The organism is Oryzihumus sp. JJN4-3R (assembly GCF_057747915.1).
In genome coordinates this window covers 1185020-1204425 of sequence record NZ_CM173229.1, presented here as the reverse complement: position 1 = coordinate 1204425, position 19406 = coordinate 1185020, and the positions used below count along the sequence as shown (strand labels likewise).

At 73.6% G+C, this 19406-nt stretch carries 18 protein-coding genes; 13 read left to right on the top strand and 5 right to left on the bottom strand.

Annotated features, from left to right (window positions below; translation table 11 throughout):
• Window positions 1-15 precede the first annotated feature (15 nt).
• From AC3ANM_RS05385 to AC3ANM_RS05345, 9 genes are all read left to right on the top strand, one after another.
• Window positions 16-813: a hypothetical protein gene (locus AC3ANM_RS05385; RefSeq protein WP_488287117.1), complete on the top strand. Its 798-nt coding sequence runs from the start codon at window positions 16-18 to the stop codon at window positions 811-813.
• Complete coding sequence (locus AC3ANM_RS05380; RefSeq protein ID WP_488287116.1) at window positions 791-4018, top strand: bifunctional cytochrome P450/NADPH--P450 reductase; 3228 nt, start codon at window positions 791-793, stop codon at window positions 4016-4018. Before AC3ANM_RS05385 ends, AC3ANM_RS05380 begins: the two co-directional genes overlap by 23 nt.
• 43 nt (window positions 4019-4061) lie before the next feature.
• Window positions 4062-4460, top strand: coding sequence for a DoxX family protein (locus AC3ANM_RS05375; RefSeq protein WP_488287115.1), 399 nt, complete (start codon window positions 4062-4064; stop codon window positions 4458-4460).
• A gap of 132 nt (window positions 4461-4592) precedes the next feature.
• Complete coding sequence (locus AC3ANM_RS05370; protein ID WP_488287912.1) at window positions 4593-6356, top strand: proline--tRNA ligase; 1764 nt, start codon at window positions 4593-4595, stop codon at window positions 6354-6356.
• Window positions 6353-7099 (top strand): HAD family hydrolase, encoded by a 747-nt coding sequence (locus tag AC3ANM_RS05365; protein WP_488287114.1) that lies wholly within the window; start codon window positions 6353-6355, stop codon window positions 7097-7099. The genes AC3ANM_RS05370 and AC3ANM_RS05365 overlap by 4 nt, the downstream gene beginning before the upstream one ends.
• Complete coding sequence (locus tag AC3ANM_RS05360; protein WP_488287113.1) at window positions 7096-7878, top strand: TSUP family transporter; 783 nt, start codon at window positions 7096-7098, stop codon at window positions 7876-7878. Before AC3ANM_RS05365 ends, AC3ANM_RS05360 begins: the two co-directional genes overlap by 4 nt.
• Before the next feature lie 101 nt (window positions 7879-7979).
• Window positions 7980-9410 (top strand): ferredoxin reductase family protein, encoded by a 1431-nt coding sequence (locus AC3ANM_RS05355; protein WP_488287911.1) that lies wholly within the window; start codon window positions 7980-7982, stop codon window positions 9408-9410.
• 62 nt (window positions 9411-9472) lie between these two features.
• Window positions 9473-10033, top strand: coding sequence for an FMN-binding protein (locus AC3ANM_RS05350; protein ID WP_488287112.1), 561 nt, complete (start codon window positions 9473-9475; stop codon window positions 10031-10033).
• On the top strand, window positions 10030-10782 hold the full coding sequence (locus tag AC3ANM_RS05345) for an FAD:protein FMN transferase (RefSeq protein ID WP_488287111.1): 753 nt from the start codon (window positions 10030-10032) through the stop codon (window positions 10780-10782). Before AC3ANM_RS05350 ends, AC3ANM_RS05345 begins: the two co-directional genes overlap by 4 nt.
• 21 nt (window positions 10783-10803) lie before the next feature.
• Here the strand turns inward: AC3ANM_RS05345 and AC3ANM_RS05340 are convergent, their stop codons facing one another.
• The 5 genes from AC3ANM_RS05340 to AC3ANM_RS05320 form a co-directional block, all read right to left on the bottom strand.
• Window positions 10804-12786, bottom strand: a complete 1983-nt coding sequence (locus AC3ANM_RS05340; protein ID WP_488287110.1) for an alpha-amylase family protein — start codon at window positions 12784-12786, stop codon at window positions 10804-10806.
• A gap of 44 nt (window positions 12787-12830) precedes the next feature.
• Complete coding sequence (locus AC3ANM_RS05335; protein ID WP_488287109.1) at window positions 12831-14810, bottom strand: thioredoxin domain-containing protein; 1980 nt, start codon at window positions 14808-14810, stop codon at window positions 12831-12833.
• A gap of 193 nt (window positions 14811-15003) precedes the next feature.
• On the bottom strand, window positions 15004-15624 hold the full coding sequence (locus AC3ANM_RS05330; RefSeq protein WP_488287108.1) for a DUF4232 domain-containing protein: 621 nt from the start codon (window positions 15622-15624) through the stop codon (window positions 15004-15006).
• Window positions 15625-15725: 101 nt separating this feature from the next.
• A complete protein-coding gene (locus AC3ANM_RS05325) occupies window positions 15726-16064 on the bottom strand; it encodes a DUF1330 domain-containing protein (protein ID WP_488287107.1) in 339 nt (112 codons plus the stop codon).
• Between the two features lie 5 nt (window positions 16065-16069).
• Window positions 16070-16438 (bottom strand): nuclear transport factor 2 family protein, encoded by a 369-nt coding sequence (locus tag AC3ANM_RS05320; RefSeq protein WP_488287106.1) that lies wholly within the window; start codon window positions 16436-16438, stop codon window positions 16070-16072.
• Window positions 16439-16567: 129 nt separating this feature from the next.
• On the opposite strand from AC3ANM_RS05320, the gene AC3ANM_RS05315 reads away from it, so the two are divergent.
• The 4 genes from AC3ANM_RS05315 to AC3ANM_RS05300 all read left to right on the top strand — a co-directional run bounded on the left by AC3ANM_RS05315 (window position 16568) and on the right by AC3ANM_RS05300 (window position 19394).
• A complete protein-coding gene (locus AC3ANM_RS05315) occupies window positions 16568-17365 on the top strand; it encodes a helix-turn-helix domain-containing protein (RefSeq protein WP_488287105.1) in 798 nt (265 codons plus the stop codon).
• A gap of 80 nt (window positions 17366-17445) precedes the next feature.
• Entirely contained in the window at window positions 17446-17883 is a 438-nt protein-coding gene (locus AC3ANM_RS05310; protein WP_488287104.1) for a cupredoxin domain-containing protein, read from the top strand.
• Window positions 17884-17969: 86 nt separating this feature from the next.
• On the top strand, window positions 17970-18386 hold the full coding sequence (locus AC3ANM_RS05305) for a hypothetical protein (RefSeq protein ID WP_488287103.1): 417 nt from the start codon (window positions 17970-17972) through the stop codon (window positions 18384-18386).
• 330 nt (window positions 18387-18716) lie between these two features.
• On the top strand, window positions 18717-19394 hold the full coding sequence (locus tag AC3ANM_RS05300; protein WP_488287102.1) for an acetate uptake transporter: 678 nt from the start codon (window positions 18717-18719) through the stop codon (window positions 19392-19394).
• Window positions 19395-19406 lie beyond the last annotated feature (12 nt).

Here is a 19406-nt window from a genome sequence, read left to right as displayed (position 1 = left end):
AGAAGAAGGTCCGGCATGGCACCACGTACCCGCTACGGCCGGCGGTCGGCGCCCGTGGAGGCGGCGGCCCCGGCCCACCGGGCCAGCGCACGGATGAGCGCCGTGTCCAGCCTCGTGTTCGCCGCCCTGCTCGTCCTCGCCCTCGTCCTGGTCCACGAGGCCCCGGGGCTGGGCGTGCCCGACAGCGTCTACACCCGCTTCTACGCGGTCGGTCACCGCAACGTGCTCGTGACGGTCGGGCTGTATGTCGTGCCGTTCGCCGGGATCGCGTTCCTCTGGCACGTGAGCGCCCTGCGGACCTTCGTCGAGGACCTGCCCGGCCCGCGCTCGGAGGTCCAGCGCTGGATCCAGCTGTCCTCCGGCGTGGTCTTCGTCTGCATGCTGTTCGCCGGCACCGCCGCCGTGGGCGCGGTGGCGCTGCTGACGCGCCTGTCGACCACCCCGCCACCGCCCCCGGACGTGGCCCGCGCCCTCGGCAGCGCGGGATACGGCCTGGTCTTCGTCTTCGCGGTGCGCGCCGCGGGGATGTACATGATCGCGACCACCCAGCTGGTCCAGTCCCGGCGCCTGCTCCCGCGCTGGCTGGCGGTGCTGAGCTACCTGGCCGCGGCCTTCCTGCTGGTGAGCACCACCTTCCACCCGGCGGTCCTGCTCGTCCTCCCCGGATGGGCCGTCCTGCTGGGCGTCGTCCTGCTCCGCGCCGCCCGACGCGAGGCCCCCGGTCCGCCCGGCGCCGACGTCGGGCCCAGCGTCCCTGCCGTCCCCCGACAGCCTGCACAGGAGGCTCCCCATGAGCACCACGATCCAGCTTGACGCCATCCCCGGCCCGCACGGCCTGCCGCTGGTCGGCAACGCGTTCGACATCGACGCCCACAACCCGATCGAGGGCTTCATCGCCATGGCGGGGGAGTACGGGCCGATCTTCAAGCTGACCACTCCGGGCACCACCCGGCTCATCGTGTCCGGGCCCGAGCTCGTCGAGGAGATCTGCGACGACTCGCGGTTCGACAAGCTGGTCAGCGGGGGGCTGTCGAACCTGCGCAACGGCGCGGTCGGCGCAGGCCTGTTCACCTCCGACACCGACGACCCGCTGTGGCGCCGCGCGCACAACATCCTCATGGCGCCGTTCAGCGTCCAGGCCATGCGCGACTACATGCCCCGGATGCTCGACATCGCCGACCAGCTGATGGACAAGTGGTCCCGGCTCAACCCGGGGGAGGAGGTCGACGTCCCCGCCGACATGACCCGTCTGACGCTCGACACGATCGCGCTGTGCGGCTTCGGCTACCGGTTCAACTCCTTCTACCGCGACACCCCGCACCCGTTCATCCAGGCCATGGTGCGCGTCCTGTCCGAGTCGCAGGCCCGGATGCGGCAGCTGCCCATCCAGGCCCGGTTGAAGGTCCGGTCGCAGCGCCAGCTCGAGGAGGACCAGGACTTCATGGCCGACCTCGTCGGGCGGCTCATCACCGAGCGCCGCGCCCAGGGTGACGCCGCGGACAACACCGACCTGCTCGGCCGGATGATCACGGGCGTGGACAAGCAGTCCGGCCAGGGCCTGCCCGACGACAACATCCGGGCCCAGTGCATCACCTTCCTGGTCGCCGGGCACGAGACGACCTCGGGGCTGCTGTCGTTCGCCATCTACTACCTGCTCAAGGACCCGGAGGTGCTCGCGCGGGCGCGGGCCGAGGTGGACGAGGTGCTCGGCGACACTGCCGTGCCCACGTTCGAGCAGGTGCACCGCCTGACCTACGTGCGCCAGGTGCTGGACGAGTCGCTGCGGCTGTGGCCGACCGCGCCGGGGTTCACCCGGACTCCGTTGGAGGACACCGTGATCGGCGGCCGGTACGCGATCCCGGCGCACACCCCGATGACCGTGCTCACCCCCGCCCTGCACCGGGCCACGTCGGTCTGGGGGCCGGACGCGGGGGAGTTCAACCCCGAGCACATGGCGCCCGAACGCGTCGCCGCGGTGTCCCCGGCGGTCTACAAGCCCTTCGGCACCGGCATGCGGGCGTGCATCGGGCGGCAGTTCGCCCTCCAGGAGGCGGCCCTGGTGCTGGGGATGGTGCTCCAGCGGTTCGACCTGATCGACCACCTCGACTACCAGCTGCGGACCAAGACGACCCTGACGGTCAAGCCGGACGAGTTCCACATCCAGGTGGTGCCCCGGCCCGACGTCCACATCCGCCCGGTCACCGGCGAACCGGCTGCGGTCGCCGGGACGACGGCACCGCTGGCGGCGCCGGCCCCGATGGTGCCGCGCCACGGCACCCGGCTGTCCGTCCTGTTCGGCTCCAACCTGGGCACGGCCGAGTCCATCGCGACCCGGCTCGCCCAGGAGGGCACCGAGCGGGGGTTCGACGTGACCGTCGGGTCCCTGGACGACCACGTCGACGACCTGCGCGCGGACGGCGCGACCGTGGTCGTCACCTCCTCCTACAACGGCACCCCGCCGGACAACGCCGTCGCCTTCTGCCGGTGGCTCAGCGGCGCCCCGGCAGGGGCGGCGAGCGGGCTGGCCTACACGGTGTTCGGCTGCGGCAACACCGAGTGGGCCGACACCTACCAGGCCGTGCCCACCCAGGTCGACGAGCAGCTGGAACGGCTCGGCGGGCGGCGGGTGCACCCCCGGGGCGAGGGCAATGCCGCCGGTGACTTCGACGCCGCCTACCGCGCCTGGCACGCCGGGCTGTGGGGCGGGCTCGCCGGGGCCCTCGACCTGCCGGCCGAGGTCGCCCAGGAGGCGCCGGCCGGGCCGCGGCTGTCGGTGACGCTGACCAACCGGCAGGTCACCAACCCGGTCGTCGTGTCCTACCAGGCGCACCCGGCCCTGGTGCGGGAGAGCCGCGAGCTGATCCCCGCCACGGCGACGGGCGCCCCGGCCGGGCGGTCCGTGCGGCACCTCGAGATCGCGCTCCCGGTGGGGACGACCTACCGCACCGGGGACCACCTCGGCGTGCTGCCCCGCAACAGCTTCCAGGCGATCCGGCGGGTCATCGACCGCTTCGGCCTCGACGCCGGGCAGTACCTCACGATCATCCCCAACGGCGGCAGCTTCACCCACCTGCCCATCGACGAGCCGGCGCCCCTGCTCGGCGTCCTGGGCAGCTGCGTCGAGCTGCAGGACGCCGCGGGCCGGGACGACCTCCTGGTCATGGCCCGCTACACCGACGACCCCGAGCAGCGAGCGGCGCTCGAGGCGATGACCGGGGACACCGAGGAGGCCCAGGCGCTCTACCGCGAGAGGGTGCGGGCGAGGAACGCCTCCGTCCTGGACCTGCTGGACGCCTTCCCCTCGTGCCGCCTGCCGTTCGAGGTCTACCTGGAGCTGCTGCCCCCGCTGCGGCCGCGGTTCTACTCGATCTCCTCCTCTGCGCTGGCCAGCCCGGACACCTGCGCCATCACCGAGGGCATCCTGCGCGGGCCCGCCCGGTCCGGGGATGGGGAGTACGTCGGCGTCTGCTCCAGCCACCTGGCGCAGATCCCGGTCCACGGCACGGTGTTCGTGTTCGTGCGCCGGCCGGCGATCCCCTTCCGGCCCCCGGAGAACCCGCACACCCCGATGATCATGGTCGGCGCCGGCACCGGGCTCGCGCCCTTCCGCGGGTTCATCCTCGAGCGGGCCGCCCAGCGCGCCCAGGGTGTCCCGACCGGGCCGTCGCTGTTCTTCTTCGGGTGCCGCGACGCCGACGACCAGCTCTACCCCGAGGAGCTGGCGGCCTTCGAGGAGCAGGGCGTCGCCCGGGTCGAGCGCTGCTACTCGGATGCGCCCGGGACCCCGCGGCACTACGTCCAGGACGGGATGCTCGAGTGCGCCGACGAGGTCTGGGACCTGCTTCAGCAGGACGCCCTCGTGCTGGTCTGCGGCAACGCCGCCACGATCGCCCCCGGCGTGCGGGCGTCCCTCATGGCGATCTTCCGGGAGCGCACGGGCGCGAGCCAGGGTGACGCCCAGGCCTGGCTGGCCGGGCTGCGGTCCGCCGAGCGGCTCGTGGAGGACATCTGGGGCTGAGCGCGCCGCGCCGCGGCCGGGCCCGGTCTGCTTGGATCGGGTCATGGCCGCCCCGCTCACCCGTGACCTCAAGGGCCTCGTCGCCCTCTTCACCACCTCCGGCGTGCTGCACCTGGTCAAGCCCGAGCCGTTCGAGTCGATCACCCCACGGCAGCTGCCGGCTCGACGCGGGCTCGTCTACGCCTCCGGGGTCGCCGAGATCGCGTGTGCCGCAGGGCTGCTGCACCCGCGCACCCGCAAGGTCGCCGGCTGGCTGAGCGCGGCGCTGCTGGTCGCGGTGTTCCCCGCCAACGTGCAGATGGCCGTCGACGAGACCGGACGGGTCAACCGCAAGCTGCGCGCCGGGCGCCCGGTCAGCCGCCGGCGACAGGCCGTGACGCTCGCCCGGCTGCCGCTGCAGGTGCCGCTGGTGCGCACCGCGCTCAAGGCGAGCCGGGGCTGAGGCGGCGAGCACCCGGCATACCGCGGCGTGAAACTGCCGTGAGCACGACCCGCGCGGGCCGATATCCTCGCGGGGTCCGGGGCGAGCGTCGTCGCCGGACCTGACGAAGGAGTGATCGTGGCCGCCTTGCGCATGTCGACCCTGTTCCTGCGAACCCTGCGCGAGGACCCGGCCGACGCGGAGCTGCCGAGCCACAAGCTCCTCGTGCGCGCCGGCTACATCCGTCGCGTCGCCCCCGGCATCTACACGTGGCTGCCCCTCGGCCTGAAGGTGCTGCGCAACATCGAGCGCATCGTCCGCGAGGAGATGGACGCCATCGGCGCCCAGGAGCTCGTCTTCCCCGCGCTGCTGCCCCGCGAGCCCTACGAGGCGAGCGGCCGGTGGACCGAGTACGGCGAGAACATCTTCCGGCTCAAGGACCGCAAGGGCGCCGACTACCTGCTCGGCCCCACGCACGAGGAGATGTTCACCCTCGCGGTGAAGGACCTGTACTCCTCGTACAAGGACCTGCCCCTGTCGATCTACCAGATCCAGACCAAGTACCGCGACGAGGCGCGTCCGCGTGCCGGCCTCCTGCGCGGCCGCGAGTTCACGATGAAGGACTCCTACTCCTTCGACGTCGACGACGCCGGGCTTGACGACTCCTACGCGGCGCACCGCCGCGCCTACGTCCGGGTCTTCGACCGGCTCGGCTTCGACTACGTCATCGTCGCCGCCATGGCCGGGGCCATGGGCGGCAGCAAGTCCGAGGAGTTCCTCGCCACGGCCGAGCACGGCGAGGACACCTACGTGCGGTGCACCTCCTGCGACTACGCCGCCAACGTCGAGGCGGTCAAGGTCCCCGTCCCCGAGGCCAGGCCGTATGACGGGCTGCCCGCCGCACACGCCGAGGAGACGCCCGACACCCCCACGATCGAGACCCTCGTGGCGCACCTCAACGAGCGGTTCCCCCGCGAGGACCGTCCCTGGGCCGCGGGCGACACGCTCAAGAACGTGCTCGTCATGGTGGTCCACCCCGACGGCACCCGCGAGCCCCTCGCCATCGGCGTGCCCGGCGACCGCGAGATCGACGAGAAGCGGCTCGGCGCCCAGCTCGAGCCCGCCGAGGTCGAGGCGTTCGACGAGGCGGAGTTCGCCAAGAACCCCGCGCTGGTCAAGGGCTACATCGGCCCGGAGGTGCTCGGCGAGGCGGGCAAGTCCGGCATCCGCTACCTGCTCGACCCCCGCGTCGTGGAGGGCACGGCCTGGGTCACCGGCGCCAACGTCGCCGGCCAGCACGTCATCGACCTCGTCGCCGGCCGGGACTTCACCGCCGACGGCACGATCGAGGCCGCCGAGGTCCGTGACGGCGACCCCTGCCCCAACTGCGGCAGCCCGCTGGAGTCGGCCCGCGGCATCGAGATGGGCCACATCTTCCAGCTCGGCCGCAAGTACGCCGAGGCGCTCGAGCTGAAGGTGCTGGACCAGAACGGCAAGCTCGTCACCGTCACGATGGGCTCCTACGGCATCGGCGTCAGCCGCGCCGTGGCCGCGATCGCCGAGGGCACCCACGACGAGATCGGCCTGGTCTGGCCCCGCGAGGTCGCCCCCGCCGACGTGCACGTCGTGGCCACCGGCAAGGACGCCGCGGTGTTCGACAAGGGCGAGGAGATCGTCAGCGCGCTGCAGGCGCAGGGCATCGAGGTCCTCTACGACGACCGCAAGGGCGTCAGCCCCGGCGTGAAGTTCAAGGACTCCGAGCTGATCGGCGTGCCGACCATCGTCGTCATCGGCCGCGGCCTGGCCGACGGCACGGTCGAGCTCAAGGACCGCGCCAGCGGTGAGCGCCGTGAGGTCGCCGTCGACGGCATCGTCGAGGCGGTCGTGGCGGAGGTCCGCGGGACCACCGCCCGATGAGCGCCGGGCGCGCCCCGGTCGAAGCCGTCATCTTCGACTGGGGCGGCACGCTCACGCCCTGGCACAGCATCGACCTGGCCGAGCAGTGGCGCGTCTACGCCCGCGAGTTCGCCGTGGCCGCCGGGCACACCGAGGCCGAGGTCGAGGCCCTCGCCGCGCGCATCCTCGAGGTCGAGGACCGGGCGTGGAAGCGGCTGCGCGTCGACGGCAGCAGCGCCCACATCGAGGACGTGCTCCGGACGGCCGGCGTCGAGAGCGACCACCCGGGGCACCCGGCCGCGCTCACGGCATACCAGGAGTTCTGGGAGCCGCACACGTTCACCGACCCGCAGGTCGCGCCCCTGTGGCGCGGCCTGCGGGAGCGCGGGGTCAGGGTCGGCGTGCTGTCCAACACGATCTGGCCGGCCGACTACCACGACGGCGTCTTCGCCCGGGACGGCGTGCTCGAGCTGCTCGACGGGGCGGTCTACACCTCCGAGATCGACCACGCCAAGCCGCACCGGGAGGCCTTCCGCGCCGCCCTGGCCGCGGTCGGCGTGGAGGACCCGGCGGCGGCGGTCTACGTCGGTGACCGGCCCTTCGAGGACGTCCACGGCGCCCAGCGCGCCGGGCTGCGCGCCATCTGGATCCCGCACTCGGACATCCCGATGGACCAGCAGGTGACCGTCGACGTCACCCCCGACGGCGTCGCCCACGAGCTGCTCGACATCCTGGAGATCGTGGACGGCTGGCTGTCCGCGTGAGCGACCCGTCGCTGCAGACGACGCTGCTGCTCATGCTCGCCGGGCTGACGGCCGGATGGATCGACGCCGTCGTCGGCGGGGGAGGGCTGGTGCAGCTGCCCGCCCTCGTGCTCGGCTTCCCGCACGCGGCGCCGGTGCAGATCCTCGCGACGAACAAGCTCGGCTCGATCTGCGGCACGTCGGCCAGCTCGCTGACCTACTACCGCCGGGTGCGCCCCGACCTGCGCACCGCCATCCCCATGGCGGCGGTCGCGTTCGTGGGCGCGCTCGGTGGGGCGCTGGTCGGCTCGCACATCCCCAAGAGCGCGTTCAACCCGATCATCCTGGTGGTGCTCATCGCCGTGGGTGGCTACACGCTGTTCAAGCCGGCCCTGGGCACGTTCACCGACCTGCGCTTCGCCGGGCACCACCACGTCCTCGCCGCCACCGGCGCCGGCCTGGTGATCGGCTTCTACGACGGCGCCCTCGGCCCCGGCACCGGCTCGTTCTTCGTGTTCGCGCTCGTCGGCCTGCTCGGCTACGCCTTCCTCCAGGCCAGCGCCAAGGCCCGGATGGCCAACTGGGCGACCAACGTGGCCGCCCTGGCCGTCTTCATCCCGCAGGGCGCCGTGATGTGGCGGATTGGCCTGCTCATGGGCGGCTGCAACCTGATGGGGGCGTATCTCGGCGCCCGCACCGCCGTGGCCCGGGGCGCCGGCTTCGTCCGGGTCGTCTTCGTCCTCGTGGTCGGGGCGTTCATCGTCCGGATCGGCGGCTCGGTCCTGGGGTTCTGGAGCTGACCGCGGCTGCTCTGATCCGGGTCTGAGAGGACTCACAGTCGGGAGCACGGCTGGTTCACAGCGGACACCCAGCAAGCGACCCGACCGTGGTCGACGTGAGCATGCCGACCCAGACCTCCGCGCACCCCGGCCCCGCCGCCGTGGCCCCTCCGCACGCGGCACCCGCCGTCCGCCGGCAGCGGCCCATCCCGCGCTGGTGGCGCGACCTGGCCGGCGCCCTCACCTGGCTGAGCGCCCTGTGGGTCGTGGCCCTGTGGGTCGGCGGCGGCGGGCTGCAGGACCTGACCTCGCTCGGGTCGGGACTGACCAGCCTGGGCCGGGTCACCGGCCTGGTCGCCTCCGACCTGCTGCTCATCCAGGTGCTGCTCATGGCCCGGATCCCCGCAGTGGAGCGCAGCTACGGCCAGGACGAGCTGGCCCGCCGGCACCGGCTCGTCGGGTTCACCTCGTTCAACCTCATGCTCGCCCACATCGTCCTGATCACCCTGGGCTACGCCGCGAGCTCGCCGGCCGGCCTGTGGGGCACGGTCGTCGACTTCGTCGTGAACTACCCCGGCATGCTGCTCGCCGTCGCCGGCACGGTGGCCCTCATCGCCGTCGTCGTCACCTCGGTCAAGGCCGCCCGCCGCCGGCTGCGCTACGAGTCCTGGCACCTGATCCACCTCTACGCCTACCTCGGTGCCGGCCTCGCGCTGCCGCACCAGCTGTGGACCGGCAAGGAGTTCCTCAGCTCGCCGGTGTCCACCGTCTTCTGGTGGGGCCTGTATGCCGCGGCCGCCGGCTCGGTGCTGCTCTACCGCGTGGGCCTGCCGGTCTACCGGACCTGGCGGCACCGCCTCGTCGTCACCGAGGTCCGCCCCGAGAGCGACTCGGTGACCACCGTGGTCGTCGGCGGGCGGGACCTGGACCGGCTCGACGCGCGCGCCGGGCAGTACTTCCAGTGGCGGTTCCTGTCCGGCCCCGGCGCCGGGCGGGCCCACCCGTACTCGCTGTCCGCCGCCCCCGACGGCAAGACCCTGCGGTTCACCGCCGCCCACCTCGGCGACGACTCCGCCTCCCTGGCCCGCCTCAAGCCGGGCACCCGCGTCATGGTCGAGGGCCCCTACGGCCGGCTCCACGCCGGCGTCCGCACCCGCCGCAAGGTCCTGCTGATGGCCTCCGGGATCGGTGTCACCCCGATGCGGGCCCTGCTGGAGGAGCTGGACCAGCGCCCCGGCGACGTCACGCTGATCTACCGGGTCCGCCACGACGAGAGCGCCATCCTGCGCCAGGAGCTGGTCGACCTGGCCAGTGCTCGCGGCGCCCGACTCTTCTTCGTCCCCGGCGGTCGCCGCCGCGACGTCGACAGCTGGCTGCCGGAGTCCGCCGCCGACATCGACGACGTGTCCGCCCTGCGGCACCTCGTGCCGGACGTGGCCGACCACGACGTCTACCTCTGCGGCAGCGGGGGCTGGATGACCGCGGCCGGCAAGGCCTGCCGCGACGCCGGCGTCCCCCCGCGCCACGTGCACCTCGAGCGCTTCAGCTACTGACCCCCGGACCGGGCCCGCCGCCCCGACCCGCCAGCCACACGGCATACGAAGGAAGACCTCAGATGCGACGCATCGTCACCGCCCTCCTGTCGACCATCACGATCCTGGTCCTGCTGTTCAGCTACCGCACCAGCACCAACAGCGGCGGGACGGCGGTGGCCGCCGTGGCCTCCGCCGCGCTGCCGAAGACCACGACCGCCACCACCCCGACGCCCAGCCCGACGACGACCTCCGGCACCGGTGGCGGGGACGACAGCGGCAGCAGCGACGACGGGGGCGGCACCGTGACGGCGCCCACGCCCACGCCCTCCACCACGACGACCGCGCCGAAGTCCGGCAGCAGCACGTCGGGCACCTTCACCGGTGACGCCGTGATGACCCAGTGGGGCGTCGTGCAGGTCCAGATCACCGTCAGCAACGGCAAGATCACCGCGGCGACGCCCGTCCACTACCCGAACGGCAACGGGCGTGACATGGAGATCAACAGCTACGCTCTCCCCGTGCTCAACCAGGAGGTCATCTCCGCCCAGAGCGCCAACATCGACATGGTGTCCGGCGCGACGGTGACGAGCGGCGGCTACCTGCAGTCGCTGCAGTCGGCGATCGACCAGGCCCACCTGTGACAGCAGTCGTCCCCGACCAGCGCGCGTGGGTGCGCCAGATCATGGGTATGCCGGTGAGCCTGCACCTGCGCGGCCCTCACCTGCACTCCGCCCAGGTCGAGGACGTCGTGGAGGGCGCGTTCGCCGAGCTGCGCCGGGCCGACACCCTCTTCAGCACGTGGCAGCGCGGCAGCGAGGTGCGCCGGATCCGGCGGGGCGAGCTGGCCCTGGAGGACGCCGACCCCCTGGTGCGTGAGGTCGCGGCGTGGTGCCAGGTGGCCCAGGAGCGCACCCGGGGCGCGTTCACCTGCGAGCTGCCCGACGAGGACGGCACGTTGCGGTGGGACCCGACCGGCCTGGTCAAGGGGTGGGCCGTCGAGCGTGCGGCCAGGGCCCTGGCCGCCCTGGAGGACCACGCGCACAGTGTCAACGCCGGCGGCGACATCGCCATCGGCGGGGTGGACGGCTCGGCCGACGGCCCGCCCCGCCCGTGGCGGATCGGCATCGAGGACCCGCGGGACCGCTCGCGGATCGCCGAGGTCGTCGAGATCACCAAGGGCGGGGTCGCCACGTCCGGGACCGCGGCGCGCGGCGCCCACCTCTACGACCCGGCCGGGGGCGAGTGGGTCCGAAGGGCCGGGTCGGTGACCGTCGTCGGCCCGTCGCTGCTGTGGGCCGACGTGTGGGCGACGGCGCTCTTCGTCGGGCCGCACGCCCTGCTCGAGGAGTTCCCCCGGCTGGAGCCGGAATACCGCACGATCGTGCTCTGAGCGCCCCTCCCGGGCCGCGGGTCAGCGGGCCTGCGTGAGCCACCACGCGGCATACGGCGGCAGCCAGAGGTTGCCGTCCTGCTCCGCGCGGACCCGGCGGTCGGTGATCGCGTCCACCGGCTCGTCGATGCCGTGGTCGGCGAGCCACGCAGCCGGCCACGCACGCCAGGTGTCGGTGACGTTGTAGAGCCCCACGAGGCTGCCGACCGGGTGCCGCCGCAGCGTGCCGAGCACCCCGGGGTCGGCCACCGGCAGCACCTCCGTGGGCACCGAGGCGTGCAGGTGCGGCAGCCCCGCGCGGGCCGCGGCCAGGTGGGCGAAGGACTCGAAGACCGCCCCCGCGACCGTGGCCGGGTCGTGCCGGGCATGGGCGAGCTGCCGGTCCAGCCGGGGCCGGTGCGCCCACCGGTTGTCGTCCGCGTGGCCGGGCTCGCCCGCCCAGCCCGGGTCGTTGGGCTGGCCGAGCTCGTCGCCGCTCCAGATCACCGGGACCCCGCCCCAGCCCATGACGATGGCGTGGGCCAGCCGGACCCGGGCCAGGGCCTCGCGCACGGCGGCGGTGTCCGGCGCCGGCTCCGCAGGGTCGTGGCGAGCGGGCCCGCTGGGGGCGTGTGACCCGGCCAGCGCCGACTCCAGGCCGGCGAGGCTGGCCGTCGTGCCGCTGATCCGGCGGTCGCCGGTGGCGGGGTTCTCCTGGAAGACCAGCCCCCGTGCGGGGGAGCCCCAGAAGTCGCCGGAGTACCAGTCGGACAGGAAGGCCCGGTGCGCGGCCCCGCCGAGCCCGACGGCCGCGGCGTCGCGGTCGTCGATGGCCCAGCCGATGTCGTCGTGGCAGCGCACGTAGGTGATCCACGCCGACGTGGAGGGGGCCGGCGGCAGGGAGCCGAGCGCGTGCGCGGCCAGGCGCACGTCCCGGCTGGCTAGCATCGACCAGACCTGCACCATGAGGGCGTTGTGGTAGGCGAGGTCGCTCACCTTGCCGTGGTGCTCGCCCTGCCCGAGGTACTGCATGAGGTCGCGCGGGCCGACGATCGCCTCGGCCTTGAACACCGTTGCGGGACAAGCGATCCGCATCACGGCGCGCAGCGCCTGGGTCAGGCAGTGGACCTCCGGCTGGTTCTGGCAGGTGGTGCCGAGGCGCTTCCACAGGAAGGCGATGGCGTCCAGGCGCAGGACCTCCACGCCGAGGTTGGCGAGGAAGAGCATGATGTCGGCGAACTCGGCCAGGACGTCGGGGTTGGCCCAGTTGAGGTCCCACTGCCACTCGTTGAAGGTGGTCCACACCCAGCCGTGCAGGTCCTCGTCCCAGGTGAAGTTGCCCGGGGCGAAGTCGGGGAACACCTCCGGCAGGGTCCTCTCGAAGGCGTCGGGCCGGTTGCGGTCGGGGAAGACATGGAAGTAGGCCCGGTGCTGCTCGCTGCCGGCGCGGGCCTTGACCGCCCACTCGTGCTCGCGCGCCACGTGGTTGAGCACGAGGTCCAGCACCAGGCTGATCCCGGAGCGGCGCAGCGACGAGGCGAGCTCGCGCAGGTCCTCGGTCGTACCCAGGTCCGGGCGGACCGTGCGGTAGTCGGCCACGGCGTAGCCGCCGTCGTTGTCGCCGTCGCGGGGCAGCAGCAGCGGCATGAGGTGCAGGTAGGTGACCCCGAGCTCCTCGAGGTAGGGGATCCGCTTGCGCACCCCGTCGAGGTCACCGGCGAAGCGCTCGGCGTAGGCGGCGTAGCCGAGCATCGTCTCGGACTGGAACCAGTCCGGCTGCAGGGTGCGCTCGAGGTCGAGGCGGTGCAGCTCGGGGTCGCGCTCGCGGTAGGCCCGGGCCGCCATGGCCACCAGCCGTCGGGCCAGCTCCTCGGTGGCGGCGGGGGAGTGGACCCCGCGCAGGCCGTGCCACAGGTCGGCCCACCAGCGGTCCAGCCGCACCCGGAAGAGCTCGAGCCGGTCGTCCGGCAGGTCGCCGAGGGTGGTCGCGGCGATGCTGTGGACGCTCTCGGGGGCACGCGTCATGCCCCATGGTCCCGCGCAGGGGCCGCTTCGGCACGTCGGTCCCGTCAGCCGGCGCGCAGCGCCTCGCGCAGGGCTGCCGGGTCGGTCACCGGGGCGTCGCAGACGAACCCGCGGCACACGTACGCCGCCGGTGCCCCCGCGACCAGCGGCCGGTCCGCCAGCAGCGGTATGCCGGGTGCGTCCGGCGCGCCCGCGGCGAGGACGAGGCCGGGGGAGGGGGCGCGACGGGCCACCGCCAGCAGCGCGTCCGCGGCCTCGCCCTCGCCGACGACGGCGACCTGCAGCGGACCGGCGACGGCGGCCTCGGCGGCCGCGAGCGTCCACCCGGCGAAGCGGGGGTCGCGCGCGGCCAGCGCCCCGGCGGCGGCGATGGCGGCGTCGGCCGCGGCCCGGTGCCGCTCCGAGCCGGTCAGGGCGGCGAAGGTGAGCAGGGCGTGCGCCAGGGCCGACTGCCCGCACGGTTCGGCGTTGTCGGCGTCGGCGCGCGGCCGGGTGAACAGCTGCTCGGCGTCGTCGGCGGTGTCGTAGAAGCCGCCGCGGCCGTCGGCGAAGCGCTCCAGCGCCACCTCGAGCAGGTCGCCGGCCACGGTCAGCCACTCCGGGTCGCCGGTGACCTGGTGCAGCGCGAGCAGGCCCTCGGCGAGGTCGCCGTGGTCGTCGGCCACCCCGGCCGCGTCGCCGACCCGCCCGTCCCGGGAGGTGCGCCGCAGCCGGCCGTCGACCAGGTGGGTGTCGACGACGAACCGCGCGCAGCGCTGCGCCGCCTCGAGCAGTGCCGGGTCGTCCAGCAGGGCGCCGGCCTCGGCCAGGGCGGCGATGGCCAGGCCGTTCCACGCCGTGACCACCTTGTCGTCGCGGGCGGGCTGGGGGCGGGCATCACGCGCGGCCAGGAGGCGGCCACGCACCGGCTCCCACCACGTCGGGTCGTCGGGGTCCCGGAGCAGCTGCAGCGTGGACATCCCGTGCTCGAACGTGCCCGTGGGCGTCACGCGCAGCAGCGCAGCGGCCCGGGCCCCGTCCTCCTCGCCGAGGACCTCGACCAGCTGGGCCGGGGTCCAGGCGTAGGTCAGCCCCTCGACCCCGTCGGTGTCCGCGTCCAGCGCGGCGGCGAACCCGCCCTCGGCGGTGCGCAGGTCACGCAGCAGGAACCCCGCGGTCGAGCGTGAGACCCGTTCGGCCAGAGGCGAACCCGTCGCGCGCCACAGGTGGAGGTACACCCGCAGGAGCTGGGCGTTGTCGTAGAGCATCTTCTCGAAGTGCGGCACCACCCAGGCCGCGTCCACGGCATACCGGGCGAACCCGCCCGCGAGCTGGTCGTGGATCCCGCCTCGGGCCATGGCCTCGCACGTGCGCGACACCAGCTCCAGCGCGCGCTCCGAACCGGTGCGGGCGTGGTGGCGCAGCAGGGCCTGGAGCACCATCGACGGCGGGAACTTCGGCGCCCGGCCGAACCCGCCGTGCTGGTGGTCGAACGCCTGCGCCAGCTGCTCCTCGGCCCGGTCGAGGGCGTCGGCCCCCAGAGGCGCGGGGACCGCTGGCCCGACGGCCTCGCGCAGGGCCCCGGCGATCCGGCCCCCGGCGGCGAGGACCTCGTCGCGGCGGGTGACCCAGGCGTCCTGGACGGCGTGCAGCAGCTGGAGGAACCCGGCCCGGGGGAAGTAGGTGCCGGTGTAGAACGGCTCCCCGGCCGGCGTGAGCAGGGCGGTCATCGGCCAGCCCCCGTGCCCGTTCATCGCCGTCGTGGCCGCCATGTAGACCGCGTCGACGTCCGGCCGCTCCTCGCGGTCGACCTTGACCGCGACGAACCCGGCGTTGAGCACCTCGGCGACCTCGTCGTCCTCGAAGGACTGGTGCGCCATGACGTGGCACCAGTGGCACGCGGCGTAGCCGACGCTGAGCAGCACCGGCACGTCCCGCCGTCGCGCCTCGGCGAACGCCTCCTCACCCCACGGCCACCAGTCGACCGGGTTGTCGGCGTGCTGGAGCAGGTAGGGGCTGGTTGCCGTTGCGAGTCGGTTCACCACAGCCCCAACGTATGCCGTGTGGTCGCCGCTGTCCGCACCCGCTGCCGCGCGTGCGCGTCGACGAGGTCCTCGGGCCTCAGCCGGCTTCGGCTGGAGCCCGTTGCCGGACACGGCTCGCCGGATGGCTTCCTCGTGGCCCAGGACGGCCAGGACCGCAGGAGCCGGCGGCCGGAACGTGTCCCGTCTCGAGCGGTTATGAGGCGGTGACCGGTCCGACGCTCAGGTCGCAGGCGGGCAGGCGGCTGGGTTGCCGGAGGGGCGCTGTCTGGCCCGGCGGATACACCTGCACGGACGCTGTGCGCCAGGTCGGCGAGCAGCCGGTCCCCGGGATCGTGGCGTCCACGGTGCGGACGACGAACTGGCCATGCCCACCGGCCCGGACTGCGACCGTCCGGTACGGCGCGCCGGTACGGGTCGCCGGGTGCTGGATGACCGCGCCATCCGCGAACAGCAAGGCGAACCCTGGGTACCCCGTGAGCCCGCAGGTGCCAGGGCCACGGTTGCCCAGGTAGTACGTGGCGTACCAGCTGCCGGCGGTGCCCTCCACGCGGTGCTGGGTCAGGACCAGTTGCTGGGTGCGGCAGGCGGGGAGGACCCCGATGCCCGTGCCCGCCGGGGACGACCTCGTGCTCGGCGTCGCAGATCGGGGGGACGACGTCGTGGAAGACGTGGGCGAGGAGGCCGCCGGCCTCGGAGTGGTGGCGGTGCCCAGCGTGCTGCTCGCTGCCGCAGGGGCGGGGGTTGCCGGCGCGGCCGCACACCCTGCCAGCACCAGCCCGCAGGCCCCGCCCGCCAGGAGCTTCGAGAGGACCATGATGCGCTCCTTGTCCCGGCTCCAGCCGGCGTCCGTTCCGGCGGCGAATCGCCGCACACCCTTGAGACGCCGCTGGGCCGGTCCCGGTTGGTGTGGCGGCCTCAGGCGCCGGCGCCTTCCAGCACGTCGACGCCGCGGTGCGGCTGGACAAGGCCGTCGAACAGCGCGATCCACCCGTCCGCGTTCCGCGCCCGCAGCGGGATGATCGCCTGGTAGGCGTCCGAGGCGTACCACGCGGCTGCCCCGTCGGCCTCGGGGAACTCGATGACGATCAGGCCGCCGGGCCAGGTGCCCTCCTTCTCCTGGGCCCGGGCCCCGTGGATGAGGAACCGGCCGTCGAACGGGGCCAGGGTCTCGTCGATCCGGCGCAGGTACTCCACCACCTCGTCGTTGAGGTCGACCCGGGTCAGGATCCCGACCGCGTAGCTGGGCGTCGACATGGCCCTCACACCCCCGCAGGGACCCGGTCGAGGAAGCCGAGCACCCGCTCGACCCGGCCGTCCTGGTCGACCTCCAGCACGTCGAACCCGATGACCAGCGGCTCCTCGCCTGCGGGCCCGAGACCCCACCGGAACCGGGCCAGTCGGTGGTGGGCGTCGACGTCGCCGACCAGCGCGAAGGCCATCCCCGCGAACTGCTGCTGGACGGCGCCGATGGTGGCGGCGATCTGCTCGGGCCCCTGGGCGTCGGCGATCGGGTCGACGTAGCGTCCCGTCGGGGCCCACAGGCGCTCGACCGCGGCCTGGCGAGCGGCCGCGTCCGCTTCGTTCCACGTCCCGATGTAGTCCTGGACCAGCTGGGTGAAGTCGGTCATCGTCCTGTCCCTCCGTCGCTCCGGCGCGGTCCGCCGGGTCTCGGGGACGATCCTCGATGCGGGGCCGTCAGGCGTCGATTACCCGAAAGGTAATGGCACGGCGGCAGCACCGTTCGATGGAATGCGTTCATGACGATCGCCCAGGCACCGCACCCGACCGTCGGGCACCTCCTCCGGAGCTGGCGGCAACGACGCCGGCTGACCCAGCTCGACCTGGCCAGCAGCTCCCAGGTCTCCACGAAGCACCTCAGCTTCGTGGAGACCGGCCGCGCCAGGCCGACCCGGGAGATGATCCTGCACCTGTGCGAGAGCCTCGACGTCCCGCTGCGCCACCGCAACGAGCTGCTCCTCGCCGGCGGCTTCGCGCCGGCCTTCCCGGAGCACGGGCTGACCGACGCGCCGATGTCGGCCATCAGCGACGCGGTCAACCGGATCCTCGACGCCCACGACCCGTACCCCGCGGTCGTGGTCGACCGTCACTGGGAGCTGGTCGCCGCCAACCAGGCGGCAGGCCTCCTGATGGAGGGGTCGGCCGGGTACCTCCTGGAGCCACCGGCGAACGTCCTGCGGCTCAGCCTGCATCCCGACGGTCTGGCACCCCGGATCGTCAACCTCCGCGCGTGGCGCGCCCACCTGCTCGGGCGGCTCGAACGCCAGGCCCTCGCCACCGGCGACCCCGTCCTGGCCGCGCTGCTGGAGGAGCTCCGCGGCCTCCCCGGGGGCGACGGCGGCAGCCGGCACCACGACGCGCTGGTGGTCCCGATGCGCTGCCTCGTGCGCGGCCACGAGATCTCGATGTTCAGCACCACCACGGTCTTCGGCACGCCGCTGGACGTGACGGTCTCCGAGCTGGCCATCGAGACCTTCTACCCCACCGACGCCCGGTCGGCAGCGGCACTGCGCGCGCTCCGGGAGCCGCCGGCCTGAGCCGGCCTGCGCCGGCGATGAACCCGGCCGGCCCCCGGACCGTGGTCTTCCCCAGGGGATGACGCGAACGGAGGCGGGCGATGGGACACCTGGGCAGGATCGGTGCGTTGACCGCGGTGGCAGCCGCCGCGGCGCTGGCGCTCCCGGCGTGCAGCTCGACGAGCAGCGGCGGCGGAGCCGCGACGAGCTCGGCCGGGGCCACCAGCGCGGCCGGGGCCACGAGCTCGGCCGCCGCGAAGGGCACACCGGTTGACGTCGTCGAGAAGGAGTTCTCGATCACCCTCACGCCGACCGCCCTGCACCCGGGCACCGTCAGCTTCACGGTCCACAACGAGGGCACGTTCCCGCACAACCTCAACGTCAGCGGACCGGGCGTGACGCAGCAGGCGTCGCCGACCCTGTCGCCCGGCCAGACGGCCGTCCTGACGGTGACCCTGCAGCCGGGCTCCTACGAGCTGTGGTGCTCGGTCGACAGCCACAAGGACCGTGGCATGGACCAGACCGTGAAGGTCGGGTGAGCCCCGTGCCCAGCCAGGCCGGCTACGGCACAGGGAAGCCCGCGACCGCGCGCCCGGGGGAGGACCCGCGCCACCGGGGTGGGGCCATGACCGCCTGGCGGCTGTCGTTGCGGCTCCTGGCCGCCGCCGGCCTGGCCGTCGACGCGGTCGTCCACTGGGGCCTGGCCGCCCAGTTCGACCCGGTCGTGGGCCGCGGCAGCCTGGGCGTCAGCGAGGGCGCGCTGTTCCGGCTGGAGGCCGCCGTGGCGCTCGCCGCCGCAGTGCTGGTCCTGCTGGTCCGGCACTGGGTGGCCGCCCTCGTCGCGCTGCTGGTCGCCGCCGCCGGGGTCGGGGCGGTGCTGCTCTACAACTTCGTCGATGTGGGGGCGTTCGGCCCGGTGCCGGACATGTTCGACCCCACCTGGTACCCCGAGAAGACGCTGAGCCTCATCGGGGAGGCGGTCGCGGCGGTCGCCGCGGCGGCCCTGCTGCTGGTTGCCTGGCGCGATCGCCGGCCGCGGTGAGCCCGTGCCGGCGCCGCAGGAGGTATGCCGTGTGGCCGTCGTCGCGGCCACGGCACCCGCCGTGGCCGGAAGCCGGTCCGTAGACGACTTCACGCCACGGTGCAAGACTGGAATCGGCAACAACAAGGAGCGGGGAGACAGACCCCGCCCGACGACGTGGCCAAGCTGCCCGGCCGGGGAGCGAAGCGTGGACAGGGGGCGTCACGCGACCGGGGGCCTGTCCATCCGCACGGGGGTCTGCCGCCCGCAAGGGCGCCGGCGCCGACCAGGCGCCCGGCAGGACCACGCACCGGCAGACCGCCGGTCGATGTGCAGAAGGAGTCGCTCCCGATGTCAGACAGTCGAGTCTCCACACCCACCACGGGCATGAGCACGGCCCAGCCCATGGCACCTGCCGCCGCCCCGGTGGCAGAGGCCGTCATCGCCGACCCGGCGCCCCTGGGGCTGGCCGGCTTCGCGATGACGACGATGGTCCTCAGCACGGTCAACGCAGGGCTGCTGGGCGGGGCCCTGGCCCCGACCGTCCTTGCACTGGCGCTGTTCTACGGCGGCGGCACGCAGTTCCTCGCCGGGATGTGGGAGTTCCGCCGGGGCAACACCTTCGGCGCGGTGGCGTTCAGCTCCTTCGGCGCCTTCTGGCTGTCCTACTGGTTCCTGGCCACGTTCATCCTCAGCGCCCGGGTGATCCCGGTCGGTGACGTCCACCAGGCGGTGGGCGTCTACCTGCTCGGCTGGACCATCTTCACGGCCTACATGACGGTCGGCGCCCTGCGCGTGAGCGGAGCCGTCACCGGTGTCTTCGTCCTGTTGACGTTGACGTTCCTCTTCCTCACCCTCGGCGCGTTCGGCAGCGTCGTCCCGGCCACCTCGTCGATGACCAAGGTCGGCGGCTGGCTCGGCCTCGCCACGGCCCTGGTCGCCTGGTACACCTCCTTCGCCGGCGTCACGAACGCGACCTGGAAGCGCACCGTGCTGCCCACCTGGCCGATGGCGCCCCTCTCACGCTGACCAACCCTGACC